General features: G+C 69.4%; 16 protein-coding genes. 12 read left to right on the top strand and 4 right to left on the bottom strand.

The features are described 5' to 3' along the window. Positions 1-43 precede the first annotated feature (43 nt). Positions 44-1,249, bottom strand: coding sequence for a cytochrome P450 (locus tag QH470_RS25335; protein WP_280274843.1), 1,206 nt, complete (start codon positions 1,247-1,249; stop codon positions 44-46). A gap of 355 nt (positions 1,250-1,604) precedes the next feature. On the opposite strand from QH470_RS25335, the gene QH470_RS25330 reads away from it, so the two are divergent. From QH470_RS25330 to QH470_RS25305, 6 genes are read left to right on the top strand one after another with little or no spacing between them, the layout of a single operon-like run. Next, complete coding sequence (locus tag QH470_RS25330) at positions 1,605-2,009, top strand: carboxymuconolactone decarboxylase family protein (RefSeq protein WP_280274842.1); 405 nt, start codon at positions 1,605-1,607, stop codon at positions 2,007-2,009. After that, complete coding sequence (locus QH470_RS25325; protein ID WP_280274841.1) at positions 2,006-3,505, top strand: FAD-dependent oxidoreductase; 1,500 nt, start codon at positions 2,006-2,008, stop codon at positions 3,503-3,505. Before QH470_RS25330 ends, QH470_RS25325 begins: the two co-directional genes overlap by 4 nt. A 15-nt stretch (positions 3,506-3,520) precedes the next feature. After that, positions 3,521-4,381 carry an LLM class F420-dependent oxidoreductase gene (locus tag QH470_RS25320; RefSeq protein ID WP_280274840.1) on the top strand — a complete coding sequence of 287 codons (861 nt, stop codon included), beginning with the start codon at positions 3,521-3,523 and terminating at the stop codon, positions 4,379-4,381. 48 nt (positions 4,382-4,429) lie between these two features. After that, positions 4,430-5,671 (top strand): glycosyltransferase family 4 protein, encoded by a 1,242-nt coding sequence (locus QH470_RS25315; RefSeq protein ID WP_280274839.1) that lies wholly within the window; start codon positions 4,430-4,432, stop codon positions 5,669-5,671. Next, positions 5,665-6,390 carry a class I SAM-dependent methyltransferase gene (locus QH470_RS25310; protein ID WP_280274838.1) on the top strand — a complete coding sequence of 242 codons (726 nt, stop codon included), beginning with the start codon at positions 5,665-5,667 and terminating at the stop codon, positions 6,388-6,390. The genes QH470_RS25315 and QH470_RS25310 overlap by 7 nt, the downstream gene beginning before the upstream one ends. Further along, complete coding sequence (locus tag QH470_RS25305; protein WP_280274837.1) at positions 6,383-7,450, top strand: glucosidase family protein; 1,068 nt, start codon at positions 6,383-6,385, stop codon at positions 7,448-7,450. Before QH470_RS25310 ends, QH470_RS25305 begins: the two co-directional genes overlap by 8 nt. A 6-nt stretch (positions 7,451-7,456) precedes the next feature. On the opposite strand, the gene QH470_RS25300 is transcribed toward QH470_RS25305, so the two are convergent. After that, on the bottom strand, positions 7,457-8,125 hold the full coding sequence (locus QH470_RS25300) for a class I SAM-dependent methyltransferase (protein WP_280274836.1): 669 nt from the start codon (positions 8,123-8,125) through the stop codon (positions 7,457-7,459). Positions 8,126-8,198: 73 nt separating this feature from the next. On the opposite strand from QH470_RS25300, the gene QH470_RS25295 reads away from it, so the two are divergent. Then, a complete protein-coding gene (locus tag QH470_RS25295) occupies positions 8,199-8,765 on the top strand; it encodes a TetR/AcrR family transcriptional regulator (protein WP_280274855.1) in 567 nt (188 codons plus the stop codon). Between the two features lie 19 nt (positions 8,766-8,784). On the opposite strand, the gene QH470_RS25290 is transcribed toward QH470_RS25295, so the two are convergent. Then, on the bottom strand, positions 8,785-9,270 hold the full coding sequence (locus QH470_RS25290) for a glutathione peroxidase (RefSeq protein WP_280274835.1): 486 nt from the start codon (positions 9,268-9,270) through the stop codon (positions 8,785-8,787). A 282-nt stretch (positions 9,271-9,552) separates the two neighbouring features. Here QH470_RS25290 and QH470_RS25285 point away from each other — a divergent pair, with 282 nt between their 5' ends. The 5 genes from QH470_RS25285 (at position 9,553) to QH470_RS25265 (ending at position 15,200) form a co-directional block, all read left to right on the top strand. Beyond that, positions 9,553-11,190 (top strand): GMC family oxidoreductase, encoded by a 1,638-nt coding sequence (locus tag QH470_RS25285; protein WP_280274834.1) that lies wholly within the window; start codon positions 9,553-9,555, stop codon positions 11,188-11,190. A 204-nt stretch (positions 11,191-11,394) separates the two neighbouring features. After that, a complete protein-coding gene (locus QH470_RS25280; protein ID WP_280274854.1) occupies positions 11,395-12,444 on the top strand; it encodes a tellurite resistance/C4-dicarboxylate transporter family protein in 1,050 nt (349 codons plus the stop codon). A 238-nt stretch (positions 12,445-12,682) separates the two neighbouring features. Beyond that, entirely contained in the window at positions 12,683-13,840 is a 1,158-nt protein-coding gene (locus QH470_RS25275; protein WP_425302776.1) for a transcription termination factor Rho, short form, read from the top strand. Positions 13,841-13,965: 125 nt separating this feature from the next. Next, positions 13,966-14,598 (top strand): LutC/YkgG family protein, encoded by a 633-nt coding sequence (locus tag QH470_RS25270; protein ID WP_280274832.1) that lies wholly within the window; start codon positions 13,966-13,968, stop codon positions 14,596-14,598. 275 nt (positions 14,599-14,873) lie between these two features. Then, positions 14,874-15,200 carry a hypothetical protein gene (locus QH470_RS25265; protein WP_280274831.1) on the top strand — a complete coding sequence of 109 codons (327 nt, stop codon included), beginning with the start codon at positions 14,874-14,876 and terminating at the stop codon, positions 15,198-15,200. A gap of 221 nt (positions 15,201-15,421) precedes the next feature. On the opposite strand, the gene QH470_RS25260 is transcribed toward QH470_RS25265, so the two are convergent. Beyond that, positions 15,422-16,954 carry an MFS transporter gene (locus QH470_RS25260; RefSeq protein ID WP_280274830.1) on the bottom strand — a complete coding sequence of 511 codons (1,533 nt, stop codon included), beginning with the start codon at positions 16,952-16,954 and terminating at the stop codon, positions 15,422-15,424. Positions 16,955-17,055 lie beyond the last annotated feature (101 nt).

Genomic DNA, 17,055 nt, shown 5'->3' with positions numbered 1-17,055 from the left:
TTCGATTAGAACACGTTCTAGCGTGCCGAAAGGCGGATTCGAGTCATCGCACCGACACCGTCACCGGAAGCCGCGCGAACCCGCGCACATTCGTGGAATGCACTCGCACGATGCCGGATTCGTCGATGCCGTAGGCGCCGACCCGAGTGGCGAACTCGCGCAAGGCGATTCCCGCTTCCAGGCGAGCCAGGTGCGCGCCGAGGCAGAAGTGCACGCCGCGGCCGAAGCTGAGCAGGCCGCCCTTGTCGGCGCGCTCGATGTCGTAGGTGTCGGGGTGCGCGAACACCTCGTCGTCGCGATTCGCCGAGCCGACCAGCAGCAGCACCTTGTCGCCCGCCGGGATGACGCCGCCGTGCAGTTCGATGTCCGTCGCGGCGGTGCGGGCGAGGATCTGGCTGGAGGTGTCGTAGCGCAACGTCTCGTCCACCCAGTCGGAGACGAGTTCGGTATTGCCCGCGACCTTCGCGTACTGCGCGGGATCGATTGCGGCCCAGTACAAAGCGTTGCCGAGCAGCTTGGTGGTGGTCTCGTTGCCCGCCACCACCATCAGGAACATGAACCCGATGATCTCCTCGTCGCTGAGCTTGTCCCCGTCCAACTCGGCGTCCAGCAGCGCCGAGGTCAAATCCTCGGTGCGGGCCCGGCGGCGCTGTTCGAGCATGTCGGCGTAGTACCCGACCAGCTCCAGCGACGCCTCCATCGCGGGCAGCGGCACGTCGAGCACGCCGTCCTCGCGGTGCATCACCAGATCGGCGAGCCGCCTGATCTCGGCCCGGTCCGCCGCGGGGACGCCCATCATGTCGGAGATCACGTCCATCGGCAGCTTGCCCGCGAAATCCTCGATCCAGTCGAAACTTTCGCGTTCCAGCGCCGGTTCCAGATGCTGTAGCGTCAGCGCCCGGATGCGGTCGCCCATCCCGGTGACCCGCCGGGGCGTGAAGCCCTTGAAGACCAGCTGCCGCATGCGCATATGCCGCGGGTCGTCCATCGCGAGAAACGACATCGTCTTGTGCGCGTGCCTGCCCCACGCCGCCGGATCCAGCGACACCCTGTTCGCGCTCGACAGCCGCGTGCTGTCCCGGAAACCCGCCCCGACGTCGGCGTGCCGCGACAGCGCCCAGAAGCCCAGCTCCGCATTGCGATACAGCGGCGCCTCGGTGCGCAGGCGCCGGTAGACCGGATAGGGATCGTCGTGGAAGCCGTAGTCGTAGGGGTCGAAGGTGAGCGGTGTCAGGAACGCCGCGGTCATTGCCACCCCTCATTCGAGAACGAGTTCAGCCGTTCACGGCGGAACCCGGCCACCGCCGAAGACACATAGCTGGACATGTGTCTGGACGGTACCATTGTGCGCGCATGCCGACAATGGGACAGCCGTCCCGACGCCACCAGGACCACCTCGCCGACGCCAAAATTGAAACAAGTTCTTGCGACATGTACGGGCTCGAACCTATAGTCCGTACACGTGTCCAGACAGTTTCGGAGCAACCGGAGGAGCACGCTCGTCACCACCGGCGGCCCGCCGCTGTCGGTCGGGGGCAAACGGATTCCGCGTGGTGCCCAGAGGTTTCCGGCATAGCCACCCGTGCCACCGCGAAGGAGCAGCAATGAACACCGACGAGACCGGCGAATCGGCCGCGGAGCGCCGTCAGCGCGGACTGAAGAAGATGTCCGAGGTCTACGGCTGGGAGTTCTCCGACGGGCCCGGCGAGCATTTCGCCGTCACCGCCGACCACCTGTTCGCCGACATCTGGTCGCGGCCGGAACTGTCCGTGCGCGACCGGCGGCTGCTGCTGCTCGGCGCGCTCACCGCCCAGGGCCTGTTCGACGTCGCCGAGATCCAGGTCGGCGCGGCCCTGCGCAACGAGGAACTCACCGCCGCGCAGTTGCGCGAGATCGCGCTGTTCCTGTGCCACTATGCCGGCTGGCCCGCCGGCACCGCGCTGGACGGCGTCGTCGGGAAGGTAGTGGCACAACACCAGAAGTCCGAGCAGAGGAAGAGCACACGATGACCGACACACCAACCGTGCGCCCCGCGCGCGCCGCCGCGATCACGGCCTGGGACCTCGAGGCCGATGTCGTGATCGCCGGATACGGTGTCGCCGGAGCGGCCGCCGCCATCGAGGCCGCACGCGCGGGTGCCGATGTGCTCGTGCTGGAGCGCACCGGCGGCTGGGGTGGGGCCGCCTCGCAGGCGGGCGGATTCATCTACCTCGGCGGCGGGACGCCGCTGCAACGCGCGCTCGGCTTCGAGGACACTCCGGAGAGCATGGAGAAGTTCCTGCTCGCCGCGCTGGGACCGGGTGTGGACAAGGCCAAGATCCACGACTACTGCCAGGGCAGCGTGGCGCATTACGACTGGCTGGTCGCCCAGGGCGTGCCGTTCAAGGAGGAGTTCTGGGGCGAGCCCGGCTGGGAGCCGCCGCACGACGAGGGCCTGATGTACTCCGGCGGCGAGAACGCCGCGCCCTTCAACGAACTCGTCCCGCCCGCGCCGCGCGGCCACGTGCCGCAGATGGCGAACAAGCGCACCGGCGCCAAGGGCGGCGGCTACATGCTGATGAAGCCGCTCACCGATACGGCCGAATCCCTCGGCGTCCGAGCCGAATACGACGTGCGCATCCAGCGCCTCGTGGTCGACGACGAGGATCGCGTCGTCGGCATCGTCGCCAAACGCTACGGCAAGCCGCTGACCGTGCGGGCCCGGCGCGGGGTCGTGCTGGCCACCGGCAGCTTCGCCTATCAGCAGCAGATGATCGAGAGCTACGCGCCGCGGTTGATCGGACGACCGGGCGCGGCCATCGAGGAGCACGACGGCATCGGCATCCGCATCGCCCAGGCGCTCGGCGCGGACCTGGCCCACATGGACGCCACCGAGGTCGCCTTCTTCGGCGACCCACAGCGGATGGCGCGCGGCATCCTCGTCAACGGCCGCGGCCAGCGCTACGTCGCGGAGGACACCTACCCCGGCCGCATCGGCCAGGCGACCCTGCTGCAGCAGGAAAATCAGGCGTTCCTGGTGCTGGACGAGGAGGCGCTCGAGGCCGCCGACGCCACCGAGACCTCCACGCCGTTCTTCCGGCAGCCGCCGACCTGGGTGGCGGAGACGGTCGAGGAACTCGAGACCGAGATGGGCCTGCCCGCCGGTGCGCTGCAGACCACGGTCGAGGTCTACAACCGGCACGCCAAGGACGGCGTCGATCCGCTGCTGGGCAAGAAGCCGGAATGGGTGAAGCCGATCGGGGCCCCGCTCGCCGGATACGACCTGCGCGGCATGACCGCCGGATTCACCCTCGGCGGCCTGCGCACCGACCTCGACTCGCGCGTGCTGCACGTCTCCGGCGAACCGATCGCCGGGTTGTACGCCGCGGGCCGCTGCACCTCCGGCATCTGCGCCGGCGGCTACGCCAGCGGCGCGTCCCTCGGCGACGGCAGCTTCTACGGACGCCGCGCCGGACACGCCGCCGCCACCGGCGAAACCCCGCACTCCCCCGCTGCGGCGAACTGAAAGGACCCACAGGCCATGCGTTTCGGCATCGTCTTGTTCACCAGCGATCGCGGCATCACCCCCGCCGCGGCCGCGCAGGCGGCCGAGGAGCGCGGATTCGCGTCCTTCTTCGTGCCCGAGCACACCCACATTCCGGTGAAACGCGAAGCGGCACACCCGGTGACCGGCGATGCCAGCCTGCCCGACGACCGCTACACCCGCACCCTCGACCCGTGGGTGGCGCTGGGCACCGCGGCCGCGGTCACCGAGCGCATCGAATTGTCCACCGCGGTCGCGCTGCCCGTGGAACACGATGTGATCACCCTCGCCAAGACCATCGCCACGCTCGACCACCTGTCCGGCGGCCGGGTCAGCCTGGGCGCCGGATTCGGCTGGAACACCGACGAACTCACCGATCACGGGGTGCCGCCGAAGAAGCGGCGCACGGTGTTGCGCGAATACCTCGAGGCCATGAACGCCCTGTGGACCCAGGAGGAGGCGGCCTACGACGGCGAGTTCGTGAAGTTCGGGCCGAGTTGGGCGTGGCCGAAGCCGGTGCAGCGGCACGTGCCGGTGCTCATCGGCACCGCGGGCACCGAACAGGGCTTCCGGTGGATCGCCAAATCGGCGGACGGCTGGATCACCACGCCCTACGAGAACGATCTGCTGCTGGATCGGCTGAAACTGCTGTCGAAGGTGTGGCAGGAGGCCGGGCGCAGCGGGCAGCCGCGCGTCGTCGCCCTCGATTTCAAGCCGGACGCCGAGCGGCTGGCCGAATGGGAGGCGGCCGGGGTCACCGATGTGCTGTACGGGCTCCCGGACAAATCCGATGCCGAGGTGCTCGCCTACCTGGACCGCTTGGCCGCCAAGCTGGCCCCACTGGGCCTCACGGCCTGAATCACCCTCTACCCCTTCCTGTCTCGACCACGGAGAGTGAGCCGACAAGTGCGCATTGCCCTGCTGTCCTACCGCAGCAAGACCCACTGTGGCGGGCAGGGGGTCTATGTCCGGCACCTCAGCCGCGGCCTGGCCGAACTCGGGCATCGAGTCGAGGTGTTCTCCGGGCAGCCGTATCCGGAGCACCTCGACCCGCGGGTGACCCTGACCGAGGTACCCGGCCTGGACCTGTACCGGGAGCCGGACCCGTTCCGCACCCCGCGGCCCGGTGAGATCCGCGACCGGATCGACCTGCTGGAGCTCGGCACGATGTGGACCGCCGGCTTCCCGGAGCCGCGCACGTTCAGCCTGCGGGCCGCCCGGCTGCTGCGCTCGCGCGCCGCGGATTTCGATGTGGTGCACGACAATCAGTGCCTCGGCACCGGCCTGCTGGACATCGCGGCGCGGCTGCCGCTGGTGGCGACGGTGCATCATCCGATCACCCGGGACCGCGCGCTCGATCTGGCCGCCGCGCCCTGGCGGCGCAAGCCGTTCGTGCGGCGCTGGTACGGGTTCCTCGCCATGCAGCAGCGGGTGGCCCAGCAGATTCCGGACCTCATCACGGTGTCCTCGTCCTCGGCGGCCGATATCGTCGACGACTTCGGGGTGGCGGTGGACCAGCTGAACGTGGTGCCGCTGGGGGTCGATACCGACCTGTTCCGGCCGCGGGATCGCCGCGTTCCCGGTCGCATCGTCGCGGTCGCCAGCGCGGACAAACCCCTCAAGGGCATCGGTCACCTGCTGCAAGCCGTTGCCCGGCTGCGGCTTTCGCACGACATCGAGCTGCGCCTGGTGGCCAAGCTGGAGCCGAACGGGCCGACGGAGAAGCTGATCGCCGAACTCGGCCTGTCCGATATCGTCACGGCCACCGCGGGCCTGTCCGACACCGAACTCGCCGAACTGCTGGCGTCGGCCGACCTCGCCTGCATCCCGTCCATGTACGAGGGCTTCTCACTGCCCGCCGTGGAGTCGATGGCCAGCGGCACCCCGCTGGTCGCCAGCCGCGCGGGGGCGCTGCCGGAGGTCGTGGGCGACTGCGCCGAACTGGTCGAACCGGGCAATGTCGACGAGCTGACCCACACCGTCGGCCGATTGCTGGACTCCCGCCGCCGGCTGACCGAACTCGGCGCCGCGGGGCGTCGCCGTGCGGTTACCGTGTACAGCTGGGAAGCTGTTGCCGCACAGACCGTTTCTGTCTACGAGCGAGCCATCGCCCGGCGGAACCACGCACCCGAGGAGGGCACATGCTGACCGTCGACTTCGACCGCCTCGGAATCGGGCCGGGCACCCGCGTCATCGATGTCGGCTGCGGGCAGGGCAGGCACTCGTTCGAGGCATATCGGCGCGGCGCGGATGTCGTCGCCTTCGACCAGAGCGCGAGCGACCTGGCCGACGTGAAGGTCATGTTCGGCGCGATGGCCGAGGCGCGGGAGGTGCCCGCCTACGCGAAAGCCGAAGCGGTACAGGGCGATGCGCTGGCCCTGCCCTACGACAACGAAGAATTCGACATCGTCATCGCGTCGGAGATCCTCGAGCACGTCCCCGAGGACGACCGGGCCATCGCCGAACTGGTGCGGGTGCTCAAACCCGGTGGGGCGCTGGCGGTCACGGTGCCGCGCTGGCTACCGGAGCGCATCTGCTGGCTGCTGTCGGACGAGTACCACGCCAACGAGGGCGGCCACGTGCGCATCTACCGCGCCGACGAATTGCGCGGCAAGATCGCGGGACAGGGTGTGCGATTCATCCACAGCGCGCACGCCCATGCCCTGCACTCGCCCTACTGGTGGCTGAAATGCCTGGTGGGGGTGTCGAAGACGGACAGCAGGGTGGTCGGCGCCTATCACCGGCTGCTGGTGTGGGACATGATGAAACGACCCCGGCTGACTCGCTTCGCGGAGAGCGCGCTGGACCCCGTCATCGGCAAGAGCGTCGCGCTGTACTTCACCAAACCGGCGGTGCGTAGTGCCTGACCTACCGGCGGTGCCCGGCGTCCTCACCGCCGCGCAGTGCCGGCAGACCGGCGAATCCATTGCCGCCGCACAGGAATCCGACGGGGCGCTGCCCTGGTTCACCGGCGGCCACACCGATCCGTGGGACCACGTCGAGAGCGCGATGGCGCTCACCGCGACCGGACTGCTGACCGAGGCGCGCGCGGCGTACGAGTGGTCGGCGCGCACCCAGCGCCCGGACGGCTCCTGGCCGTCGCAGTTCCGCGCGGGCGCGATCGAGAACGCGGACGCCGACACCAACTTCTGCGCCTACCTCGCGACCGGGATATGGCACTACTTCCGCTACACCGGGGATCGCGATTTCGCCGCGGCACTGTGGCCGAGCGTGCGGGCCGCCGTCGACTACGTGGTCACCATGCAGCAGGGGCGCAACGGCGAGATCTATTGGCTGCGCGGAGCTTCCGGGGTCGCCGCGGAGGCGCTGCTGACAGGGTGCGCGAGCATGTTCCACAGCATCCGGTGCGCCCTGGCGCTGGCCGAATTACTCGGTGACCCACAGCCGGACTGGGAGATCTCGGCCCTGCGACTCGGCCACGCCATCCGCCACCACCCGGAGTCCTTCACCGAGAAGGACCGCTACTCGATGGACTGGTATTACCCGGTGCTGTGCGGCGCCTACGACGGTGTGGCCGCCGCGGAGCGAATCGCTTCGCGCTGGGGCGATTTCGTCGTCGGCGACCTGGGCATCCGATGCGTCGCGGACCGGCCGTGGGTGACCGGTGCGGAGACCTGCGAACTGGCGCTGGCCCTGGATACCCTCGGCGACCGCACCCGCGCCCACCGCCTGCTGGCCGCCATGCAGCACCTGCGCGAGGCCGACGGATCATATTGGACCGGACTGGTATTCGCCGACGGCAAACGCTGGCCGGAGGAACGCACCACCTGGACCGGCGGAGCCATGATCCTGGCCGCCGACGCCCTCTCCCGCACCACACCGGCCAACGGCATCTTCCGCGAGCCCGCCGCCCCGATCGACCTCGCCACCGGCTGCGCCTGCGATTGCGTGGGCTCCCGCCCGTAACGGGCCTTACCCTTGCCCGCCGCAGCCCGCGGAACGCTCGAGGATGCGCAGCGAGCCCGTGACCGAGACCTCGCGGAACTTCCCGCTCTCCAACGCTTTCCGATAGATGTGGTAGGGCGCTTGCCCGCCGTCGCGGGGGTCGGGGAAGACGTCGTGGATGGCGAGTGCGCCGCCCGCGGCGACCCAGTGCGCCCAGTTGTCATAGTCCCGCTGGGCCGCCTCTTCGGTGTGTCCGCCGTCGATGAACAGCAGCCGGATCGGGCTGCGCCACATGCGCGCCACGGTGGCCGAGGGGCCGACGATCCCGATCACGGTGTCGGTCAGCCCGGCCCGCACGATGGCACGCCGGAACGCCGCGACCGTGTCGAAGCGGCCCGTCTCCGGGTCCACCAGCGAGCTGTCGTGATACTCCCAGCCCGGCTGGTGCTCCTCCGAACCCTGGTGATGGTCGAGGGTGTAGACGGTCGCGCCGGTGTCGCGGGCGGCCGCGCCGAGGTAGATCGACGACTTACCGCAATAGGTGCCGATTTCCAGAACGAGGCCGTCACCGGCGTAGCGCAGGACCGCCTCGTAGAGTGCCCGGCCCTCCTCGCTGGGCATGAAACCGGTAGTTTGCTCGGCGAGTTCGAATAATTCGCCGGTGGCGCCGGAAACCGCCGAATCGGCACGGGTCATGGGAGACGGACCTTTCTGTTGCCCGCAAGGGGTGTCCAGTGTAGCATCCAGACACGTGTCTGATTCTATGCCCGTGAGCCTGGAGGCGACTCGCCGCCGCCTCACCGAGAAGCAGGCCGACACCGTCGACCGGCTGACCCGGGCCGCCCTGGAGGTGCTGTCCCGCGAGGGTTTCGCGGGCCTGACAGTGCGCATGGTCGCCGCCTCCGCCGGAGTCGGCACCGCCACCGCCTACACCTATTTCTCCTCCAAGGAACACCTCGTCGCCGAGGTCTTCTGGCGTCGCCTGGCCGCGACCCCGGCGCCCGCCGACGACGACACCGCCGACAGCATCGCCCGCACGGTCGCCGTGCTACGCCAGATCGCGATGCTGGTCGCCGACGAGCCGGCCCTCGCCGGCGCGGTGACCAGTGCGCTGCTGGGCACCGATCCCGATGTCGCGCACCTGCGCGTGCGCATCGGCAGCGAGATCCGCCGGCGCCTGGTCGACGCCCTCGGCGAGGACGCCGACCCGGATATCGTCGAGTCGCTCGAACTGCTCTACGCCGGCGCCCTCGTGCGCGCCGGTATGGGTTACGCCTCGTACGCGGAGATCGCCGACCGGCTGGAGCAGGCCGCGGTGCGCGTGCTGCGCGACTGACCCACTCGCGACCGAGCGCCTACAGCACCGACTCGACGGCGGCGACCACCGCCGGGTCCTGCGGTTCGGTCCGCGGCCGGAACCGGGCCACCACCTTGCCGTCCCGATCCACGAGAAACTTCTCGAAATTCCACTGGATATCGCCGCCCTCGCCCTCCGCGTCGGCGGTCTGCACCAGCTCTCGATACAGCGGATGCCGCTCGTCGCCGTTCACGTCGGTCTTCTCCAGCAGCGGAAAGTCGACACCGTAGGTGGTCGAGCAGAACTCCTCGATCTCCTGCGCGGTGCCGGGCTCCTGACCCATGAACTGGTTGCACGGCACCCCGACCACGCTGAAACCGCGCGGGCCGTAGGTCTTCTGCAGTTCCACCAGGCCGGTGTACTGCGGCGTCAGACCGCATTTGGACGCGACGTTCACGACCAGCAGCGCCTTGTCGCCGGCCAGTTCGCCGAGGGTGGTGGATTCGTCGGAAAGAGTGCGTACGGCAATGTCACGAATAGTCACAAGGGCGATGATAGGTCGAAGTCGATCACCGACCCCGGGAAATGAAACCGGTTCTACAACGCTCGAACCAGCGCCGCGACGGTACCGGCAGCGGCCCGCGAGCGGCCCCGATGATCCATCGCCACCACCCGACTCGCGCGATCGAGGATCGTCGACGGGGAGCCGCATCCAGATCCGGCGCTTCACCATTATTAGAACTTGTTCTACAGTGATCTCGGGCACGCTCTCCGGCACCGAGCGCGGCCGCGATCTGCCGACTACTTCGAGGATGAGGTAAGCACTATGACCGACTCTCCGCGCACCGGGGATACCAGCGAAGCCGATTACGTCGTCGTGGGCGCCGGTAGCGCCGGTGCCATCGTCGCGGGCCGCCTGGCCGAGCACGGCGCCAGCGTGATCCTGCTGGAGGCCGGGCGCAAGGACAACACCCGGCTGGTCCGCGTGCCGGGCATGATCACGACGGTGCACACCGTGCCGCAGCTCAAGCATCAGGTCACCTGGAGTCAGTACTCGGTGCCGCAGAAGCACGCCAACGAGCGCCAGATCCCGATGACCCGCGGCAAGGTGCTGGGCGGATCCAGCTCGGTCAACGGCATGCTGTTCGTGCGCGGCAACAAGGCCAACTTCGACTCCTGGGCGGCGGAGGGCTGCGAGGGCTGGAGCTACGCCGACGTGCTGCCCGCCTACAAGCGCCTGGAGAACTGGGAGGACGGCGCCAGCGAACTGCGCGGCTCCGGCGGCCCGATCCAGGTCACCCGGCAGAAGGAACTGACCCCGATCGCGCAGGGCTTCATCTCCGCCGCGACCGAGACGCTGGGTGTCCCGCAGATCGCCGACTACAACGGCGAATCGCAGGAGGGCATCAGCATCTTCCAGCAGAGCGTGCGCAACGGCATCCGCTACAGCTCCTCGCGCGGCTTCATCACCGAGCGTCCGAACAAGAATCTGCGCGTGGTCACCGGTGCGCACGTGGCGCGCGTGGTGATCGAGAAGGGGCGCGCCACCGGCGTCGAGGTGATCGAGAAGCGCGGCCGCCGCCGCATCATCCGCGCGGCCAAGGAGGTCGTGGTCTCCGGCGGCGTGATGGGTTCGGCGCACACGCTGCTGCTGTCGGGCATCGGCCCGGCCGGGCACCTGCGCGACCTCGGCATCGACGTGCACGCCGACCTGCCGGTCGGCCAGAACCTGCACGACCACCTGTTCGTCCCGATGACCTACATCTCCAAGAAGGCGCTGCACCGCGGCATTCCGTCGCATTTCGCGGCCGGCATGCTGCGCGAGGCGCTGCGTCCGGGCAGTTCGTGGTTCGGGCGGACGGTGTTCGAATGCGTCGGGTTCGTGAAAACCTCGTTCGCCAAGGACATTCCGGACATGCAGATCCACACCCTGCCGTGGAGCTACCCGGTGCCCAACCAGGACGAGGACAAGCTGCACATGGTCGACCGCCGCTCGGCGCTCACCATCTTCCCGACCCTGATCTACCCCAAGAGCCGGGGTGAGCTGCGGCTGGCGTCGACCGATCCGTTGCAGCAGCCGCTGATCGACCCGGGTTACCTGTCCGATCCGGCCGACACCGAGTTCCTGATCGAGGCGATGGGCATGATCCGGGAGATCATGTCGTCCAAGACCATCGCGGGCGACGTCACCGAGGAGCACTCGCCGGGCCCGGAGTTCACCGACGAGACGGCGCTGCGGCGCGAACTGCCCAACCGCATCCATTCCGTCTACCACCCGGTCGGCACCTGCCGCATGGGCGTCGACGAGCGGGCGGTGGTCGATCCGCAGCTGCGGGTGCGCGGCATCGAGGGCCTGCGGGTCGCCGACGCCTCGATCATGCCGAGCATCACCGGCGGCAACACCAACGCCCCGTCCTACATGATCGGCGAGAAGTGCGCCGAATTCATCACCGCGGGAGCGTAATTCGCTGAAAGGGGACGGGGGCACACGCCCCGTCCCCCTCGCGCCGGACACACTCGGCGACAGGCGCTTACGCGAGTACTCCTCGCATCGGTGCGAAACTTGCCGTCGTGAGCGCGTTCGCCGCCCTCGCCCGGTTCGGCACGGCGTTGTCGGCGAACCTCCAGCGCGCCTGGTGGCGCCCGGCAGCGAGGTGGTGGCGTGAGCATGCGCGTGGCGAGCGTGCGGAACCTGAAGCCGGGCTGGTTCGCGGCGGTCATGGCGACGGGGATCGTGTCGCGGGCCGTGACCGGCGCCGGGTGGGCGTGGGGCGGCAATGTCCTGTTGATCATCGGGCTGGTGGCCTTCGTCGCACTGACCGCCGCGACACTGTTGCGGCTGGCCCTGTTCCGCGCCGCCGCCCTCGCCGACGCCCGCGACCCGGCCGTCGGCTTCACCTATCTGACCTTCGTCGCGGGCGCCGCGGTACTGGCCGCGGGGCTCGCGAAGCACGATCGGACCGGACCGGCGCTGCTGCTGCTCGCGATCGCGGCCGCGGCCTGGCTGCTGCTGTGTTACGCGATACCGGCGGCGCTGATGGTGCACCACGCGCCGCAGGACGCGGTCACCGGCGCCGACGGCACCTGGTTTCTCTGGGTGGTCGGTACCCAGTCGCTGGCCGTGGCCGCCACCGCGCTGCCGCGGCCGTGGGGACAGCGACTCGCGGTTCCGGCGCTCCTGTGCTGGTCGGTGGGTGTCGTGCTGTACCTCGCGGTGGCCGCGCTGGTGCTCGGCACCCTGTTCGGCGGATCGCTGACGGCCGCGAAACTCGTTCCGGCGTATTGGGTTTTCATGGGCGCGACCGCGATCAGCGTGCTGGCCGGAGCGCAGGTGCTGGAGCACGGCGCCGACCAGCTCGTCGCGGCCGTGCGACCGTTCCTGGCCGGTGCCGCGCTCGGACTGTGGGCCTTCGGCAGCTGGCTGATCCCGCTGCTGCTGGCGGCCGGGGTGTGGCGGCATCTCGTGCGGCACTTCGCGCTCGCGTACGAGCCGGGCCTGTGGAGCATCGTCTTCCCGGTCGGCATGTACGGCGTCGGGACGGCGGAGTTGGGTCGCGTGCTCGGCGAGCACTGGATGATCACCTTCGGCCACGCCGAGGCGTGGATCGCGCTGGGGGCCTGGACGGCGACGGCCGTCGCGCTGCTCGGCAGCGTATTCCGGCGACGGCGAGCACACGATGCGGCGGGGCGGACCGCGGCCGCACCGGTGCGGGAATGAACCGGCCCCCATTGCGCGTTCTCCACGGTGCCGCTACCGTAGGCACTGTCGTAATCCTGTGGACGTAGGTCGACGCAGCAGTCCCTCCCACAAGATTTCTTCACCCGCTCCGATCCGATTCCCCGGTGTGCAGTGCCACCTCGATCGGGCTCGACCGGGATTCTCCACCCGCGGCTCACACTCCGCATCCACGGCGTTCGCCGCAGCACGACTTCCTATCTCACTCAGGAGAGAAACCATGAAACACAACACTATTCATTCGAAAGGCGATGCCGACGCGGTAACCACCGGGACACCGGTGACCGGCATCCTGGACCTCACCGACAACCACGCGGCCCTGCGCGTCGACGGCTACCTGGCCGGTCCGGACGACGCCCACGTGCCGCCGCGTCTCCTCCGCGAATTCGGTTTGCGCCGCGGCGACACCGTCACCGGCACGGTCGGAGCCAAGCGGGAGGGCGCCAAATTCGCGCCACTGGTCCGCATCGACGCCGTGAACGGCCTGCCGCCCGCGCAGGCGAAGTCCCGCCCGCACTTCTCGGAATTGGTCCCCATCTATCCACAGGACCGGTTGCGGCTGGAGACCGAGCCGCACGAAATCACGACGCGCGTCACCGATCTGGCGATGCCGATCGGCAAAGGCCAACGCGCCCTTGTCGTCGCGCCGCCGAAGGCGGGCAAAACCTCTGTGCTGCAATCGATCGCACACGGCATCGCGAAGAACCACCCCGAATGCCAGCTGCTGATGGTCCTGGTCGGCGAACGCCCGGAGGAGGTCACCGACCTCACCCGCGCGGTGCCCGCCGACATCGCCGCGGCCACCTTCGACCAGCCGCCGCGCGAGCACGTCGCGGTGGCCGAACTGGCCATCGAGCACGCCAAGCGCCTGGTCGAGATGGGCCGGGACGTGGTGGTGCTGCTGGATTCACTGACCCGCCTGGCCCGCGCCTACAACCTGGCCTCGCCCGCCTCCGGCCGGGTGCTCTCCGGCGGTGTGGACGCCGCCGCGCTCGCGCCGCCGAAGAAGTTCCTCGGCGCCGCCCGCAACATCGAGCACGGCGGTTCGCTCACCATCGTCGCCACCGCGCTCGTCGAGACCGGTTCGGTCGCCGACACGGTGATCTTCGAGGAGTACAAGGGCACCGGCAACGCCGAGCTGAAGCTCGACCGGCGCACCGCCGAGCGCCGCCTGCACCCCGCGGTCGACATCGCACAGTCCAGCACCCGCAAGGACGAGCTGCTGGTGGCGCCGGACGAGCTGGCCGCCGTCCACGCGCTGCGCCGGACGCTGGCCGGACGCGAGCCCCAGCAGGCCCTCGAACTGCTGCTCACCGGCCTGCGCCAGACCGACACGAACGCCGAGTTCCTCGCCGGTGTGCGCGCCGCCGGTCACTGACACCGGCGCCCATCGGCAACACGACGTTGCGCGGTATTAGCCGGGTTCCTACGCGGGGGTAACCTGGTTCGCGGTGGTGGGCATCGAGCAGGTCGTGCCGGCCTTGCCCGACCCGGGAGGACACGGTGACGTCGCGAGAAGAGTTCCTGCGCCGCGTGCGCGACGGCCTGATGGCACTACCCGACGACGAGCGCACCGTAACGGTGTCGCACCGGTACCCGCGGCAGACACCGGCGGTCTCGACCGAGGATCGCGCCACCCTCGTGGAATCCTTCGCGAGTCGACTGAAATCCCTGGGCGCCGAGGTGGACCGGATCACCGAGCCGGAGATCGCCGACCGCGTCAACCTGGTGCTGCGTGTGCACGGCGCTACCGCGGTGACAGCGCCCGACGGGCTGCCCGGGGAATGGCTCGAATACTGGTCCGAGACCGACGGCCACCACGTGGTTCCCGACCATCCACACTCCTCCACAGCCGACCCGGTGGACGCGATCGTGACCACCTGCACCGGCGCGGTCGCCGATTCCGGCACCCTCGTGCTCGACGGCAGGCCCGGCCAGCTCCGGCGCACGCCCAGCCGGGTGCCCGGCTGCCACGTGTGCGTGGTGCGGGCCGACCAGATCGTGGCGTCGCTGCCCGAAGTGCTCGATCGACTGGATCCGCGCCGTCCGATCACCTTCTTCGGCGGCCCGTCGGCCGCGGCGGCCACACCCGACGCCTCGGATCCGCGGCAGTTGATCGTCTTCATCGTCGAGTAGCACCGCAAGCACTCTTTAAGACCCCGCCAAGCCGGGCGCGGCATCGTCTGTGTCACCACCGGATCACTCCGGTGAACCCCCCGCCGAGGGGGTTGGAGCACCGGACGCGGCCCGTCTTCGAGGGGTGGCGGGTCACGTCCGAGCCACACCCACGCGCTCCTGCCGACTTCAGGGAGGGGGCGGCAGGATCGCGTGGGCGGGGGGATGTGAAAGGCTTTCCGGCACTGGGTATCCGGTCGCTTCCGGTGCCCGGCCGCCCGCTATACGGTTTCGGCGTGGAACTCAACGACGACCTGCTCGTGCTCGTCGGCACCCTCGTCGCGGCCGTGGGCTTGGTCATCGCATGGAACAGAGCGGTGCGCCGCGAGGCGGCGACCCGGGCGGCGCTCGTCGGCTTCGTCGAAAACCTCCGGGCACGACTGGGCGGTGCCGAAGCCACCGCGGTGGACCGGCTCGCCCCGGCCGATCTCGACGCGGCGCTGACGGCGGCGCTCGCGGACCTCGAACCGCCGGCGGCCGCGTCGACGGCCCGGGATCTCGCGGTCGTGCTGGCCGGTCTCGCGCTGATGGCGTACGGCTCGCTGGCCGACATCCTCATGTGATCCGGGGCCGTTGCGGCGTTGTGATCTTGGTCGGCGGCGCGGCGCGCGAACTCGAGGAATGATGGGTGGTACGCGAAAGGTTGGGAGCGACGATGGAAACCGCAGTCGTCTTCGTACTGGCCTGCCTGCTCTATTGGTGGGGACTGCTGTAGGCAGAGCGGCCGCCGTGCACGACGAACTCCGCCCCGCCGATCTCGGCCGGGGCGGAGTTCACACAGCGTTCAGTGCGTATCGGCCGGTTGCTCGCTGCCGATCGTCTCCCCTTCGCCCGCAACGTTTTTCACGTTCCGCATGAGGAAGACCGCCACCACCGAGGCCGCCAGCGCACTGAGCGCGCCCGCCGTGAAGGTGGCCGACATGGCCGAGCTGAAGGCATGCCGGGCCAGGCCGATCAGGCCCTCGTCACCCGTGCCGAGCGCACCGGCGATCGACTCGCGGATACCCTCCGGCGCCCACGTCGGCATCTCGTCGGTGTAGGTGCCCGCGAGGATCGCGCCGAGCACCGCCACCCCCATCGACGCACCTGCCTGCTGGATGGTGTCGTTCAGCGCCGAACCGACACCGGCGTGTTCGGCCGGGACCACGCTCATCAGCGCGCCGATGGCCGCGGGCATCGCCAGTCCGGCGCCCGCGCCGAGCAGCGCCGTGGCCAGCGCCACCGGCCAGAAGCCGCTGTCCGCGTCGAGCAGGGCCAGTCCGCCGAAACCGGCCGCGACCACCAGCAGTCCGATGACGGTGACCACCTTGGCGCCGAACCTGCTCACCAGCGTCGCGCCGAGTCCGTTGCAGGCCAGGATCGCGACCGCCATCGGCGTGAACGCCAGCGCGGTACGCATCGGCGTGTAGCCGAGCACGAATTGCAGGAACTGGGTCAGCACCAGCACCAGGCCGCCGTTGGCGAAGGTCACCAGCACCAGCGAGAAACTGGACCCCGTGAACGTCCGATTGCGGAACAGATCGAGCGGCACCATCGGCGACTCGGTGGTGACCTCGCGGAGCACGAACCCGGCCAGCGCGGCCGCGGCGACACCGAAGGCGGTCAGCACACCGGTATCGGTCCAGCCGTCCTGCGGCACCGCGATGATCGCCCACACCAGCGCGGTCATTCCGACGATCGACAACACCATGCCCGGGACGTCCGGCTTGCGCCACGGCCCCTTCGACTCCGGCATCAGCGCCAGCGCGGCGACGATCGCCACCACCGCGATCGGCACGTTCATCACGAACACCGCGCCCCACCAGAAGTGGTCGAGCAGCGCGCCGCCGACCACCGGGCCGCCGACCATACCCAGCGTGGCCACCGCACTCCACGCGGCGATCGCCTTAGGCCGCTCCTGATCGTCGAAGACGGTGATCAGGATCGACAGCGTGCTCGGCATGATCAGCACGCCGCCGACACCCATCACGACCCGGCCCGCGATCAGCAGTTCGGGGGTGTTCGCGTAGGCCGCGAGCAATGACGCGCCGCCGAACAGCACCAGGCCGAGCACCATCACCAGCCGCCGGCCGAACCGGTCGGACAGGCTGCCCGAGGTGAGCAGCAGTCCGGCGAACACCAGCAGGTAGGCGTCGATGATCCACTGGATCTGCTGGGCACTGGCGTGCAGATCGGTCGCGATGTCCGGGATCGCCACGGTCAGCACCATGTTGTCGATCACCAGGACCAGCGAACTCAGGCACAGCACCACCAGGATCAGCCAGCGGCGGGGGTTCCTGCCGACCGACTCCCGGGCGGTCGTTTCGAGCGTTTCCATCGTGAGCCCTTTCGAGATTCCGCACGGCGTGCGTCCTTCCGAACACTGTACGGTCACCGCACAGTGTTCGCAATAGGTACGGCGTTCGCTTCTCCGAACAC

Source organism: Nocardia wallacei (assembly GCF_029868745.1).
Classification (GTDB): Bacteria; Actinomycetota; Actinomycetes; order Mycobacteriales; family Mycobacteriaceae; genus Nocardia; species Nocardia wallacei_B.
Note: the sequence above shows the minus strand (reverse complement) of the source record. Positions and strands in the feature narration are given on the sequence as shown.

What these genes read in the sequence shown, in the direction of transcription:
- QH470_RS25310 (WP_280274838.1), top strand. Translation starts at nt 5,665, where the DNA reads ATGCTGACCGTCGACTTCGACCGCCTCGGAATCGGGCCGGGCACCCGC.
- QH470_RS25330 (WP_280274842.1), top strand. Translation starts at nt 1,605, where the DNA reads ATGAACACCGACGAGACCGGCGAATCGGCCGCGGAGCGCCGTCAGCGC.
- QH470_RS25300 (WP_280274836.1), bottom strand. Translation starts at nt 8,125, where the DNA reads ATGACCCGTGCCGATTCGGCGGTTTCCGGCGCCACCGGCGAATTATTC.
- QH470_RS25320 (WP_280274840.1), top strand. Translation starts at nt 3,521, where the DNA reads ATGCGTTTCGGCATCGTCTTGTTCACCAGCGATCGCGGCATCACCCCC.
- QH470_RS25275 (WP_425302776.1), top strand. Translation starts at nt 12,683, where the DNA reads ATGAAACACAACACTATTCATTCGAAAGGCGATGCCGACGCGGTAACC.
- QH470_RS25325 (WP_280274841.1), top strand. Translation starts at nt 2,006, where the DNA reads ATGACCGACACACCAACCGTGCGCCCCGCGCGCGCCGCCGCGATCACG.
- QH470_RS25260 (WP_280274830.1), bottom strand. Translation starts at nt 16,954, where the DNA reads ATGGAAACGCTCGAAACGACCGCCCGGGAGTCGGTCGGCAGGAACCCC.
- QH470_RS25285 (WP_280274834.1), top strand. Translation starts at nt 9,553, where the DNA reads ATGACCGACTCTCCGCGCACCGGGGATACCAGCGAAGCCGATTACGTC.
- QH470_RS25335 (WP_280274843.1), bottom strand. Translation starts at nt 1,249, where the DNA reads ATGACCGCGGCGTTCCTGACACCGCTCACCTTCGACCCCTACGACTAC.
- QH470_RS25280 (WP_280274854.1), top strand. Translation starts at nt 11,395, where the DNA reads ATGCGCGTGGCGAGCGTGCGGAACCTGAAGCCGGGCTGGTTCGCGGCG.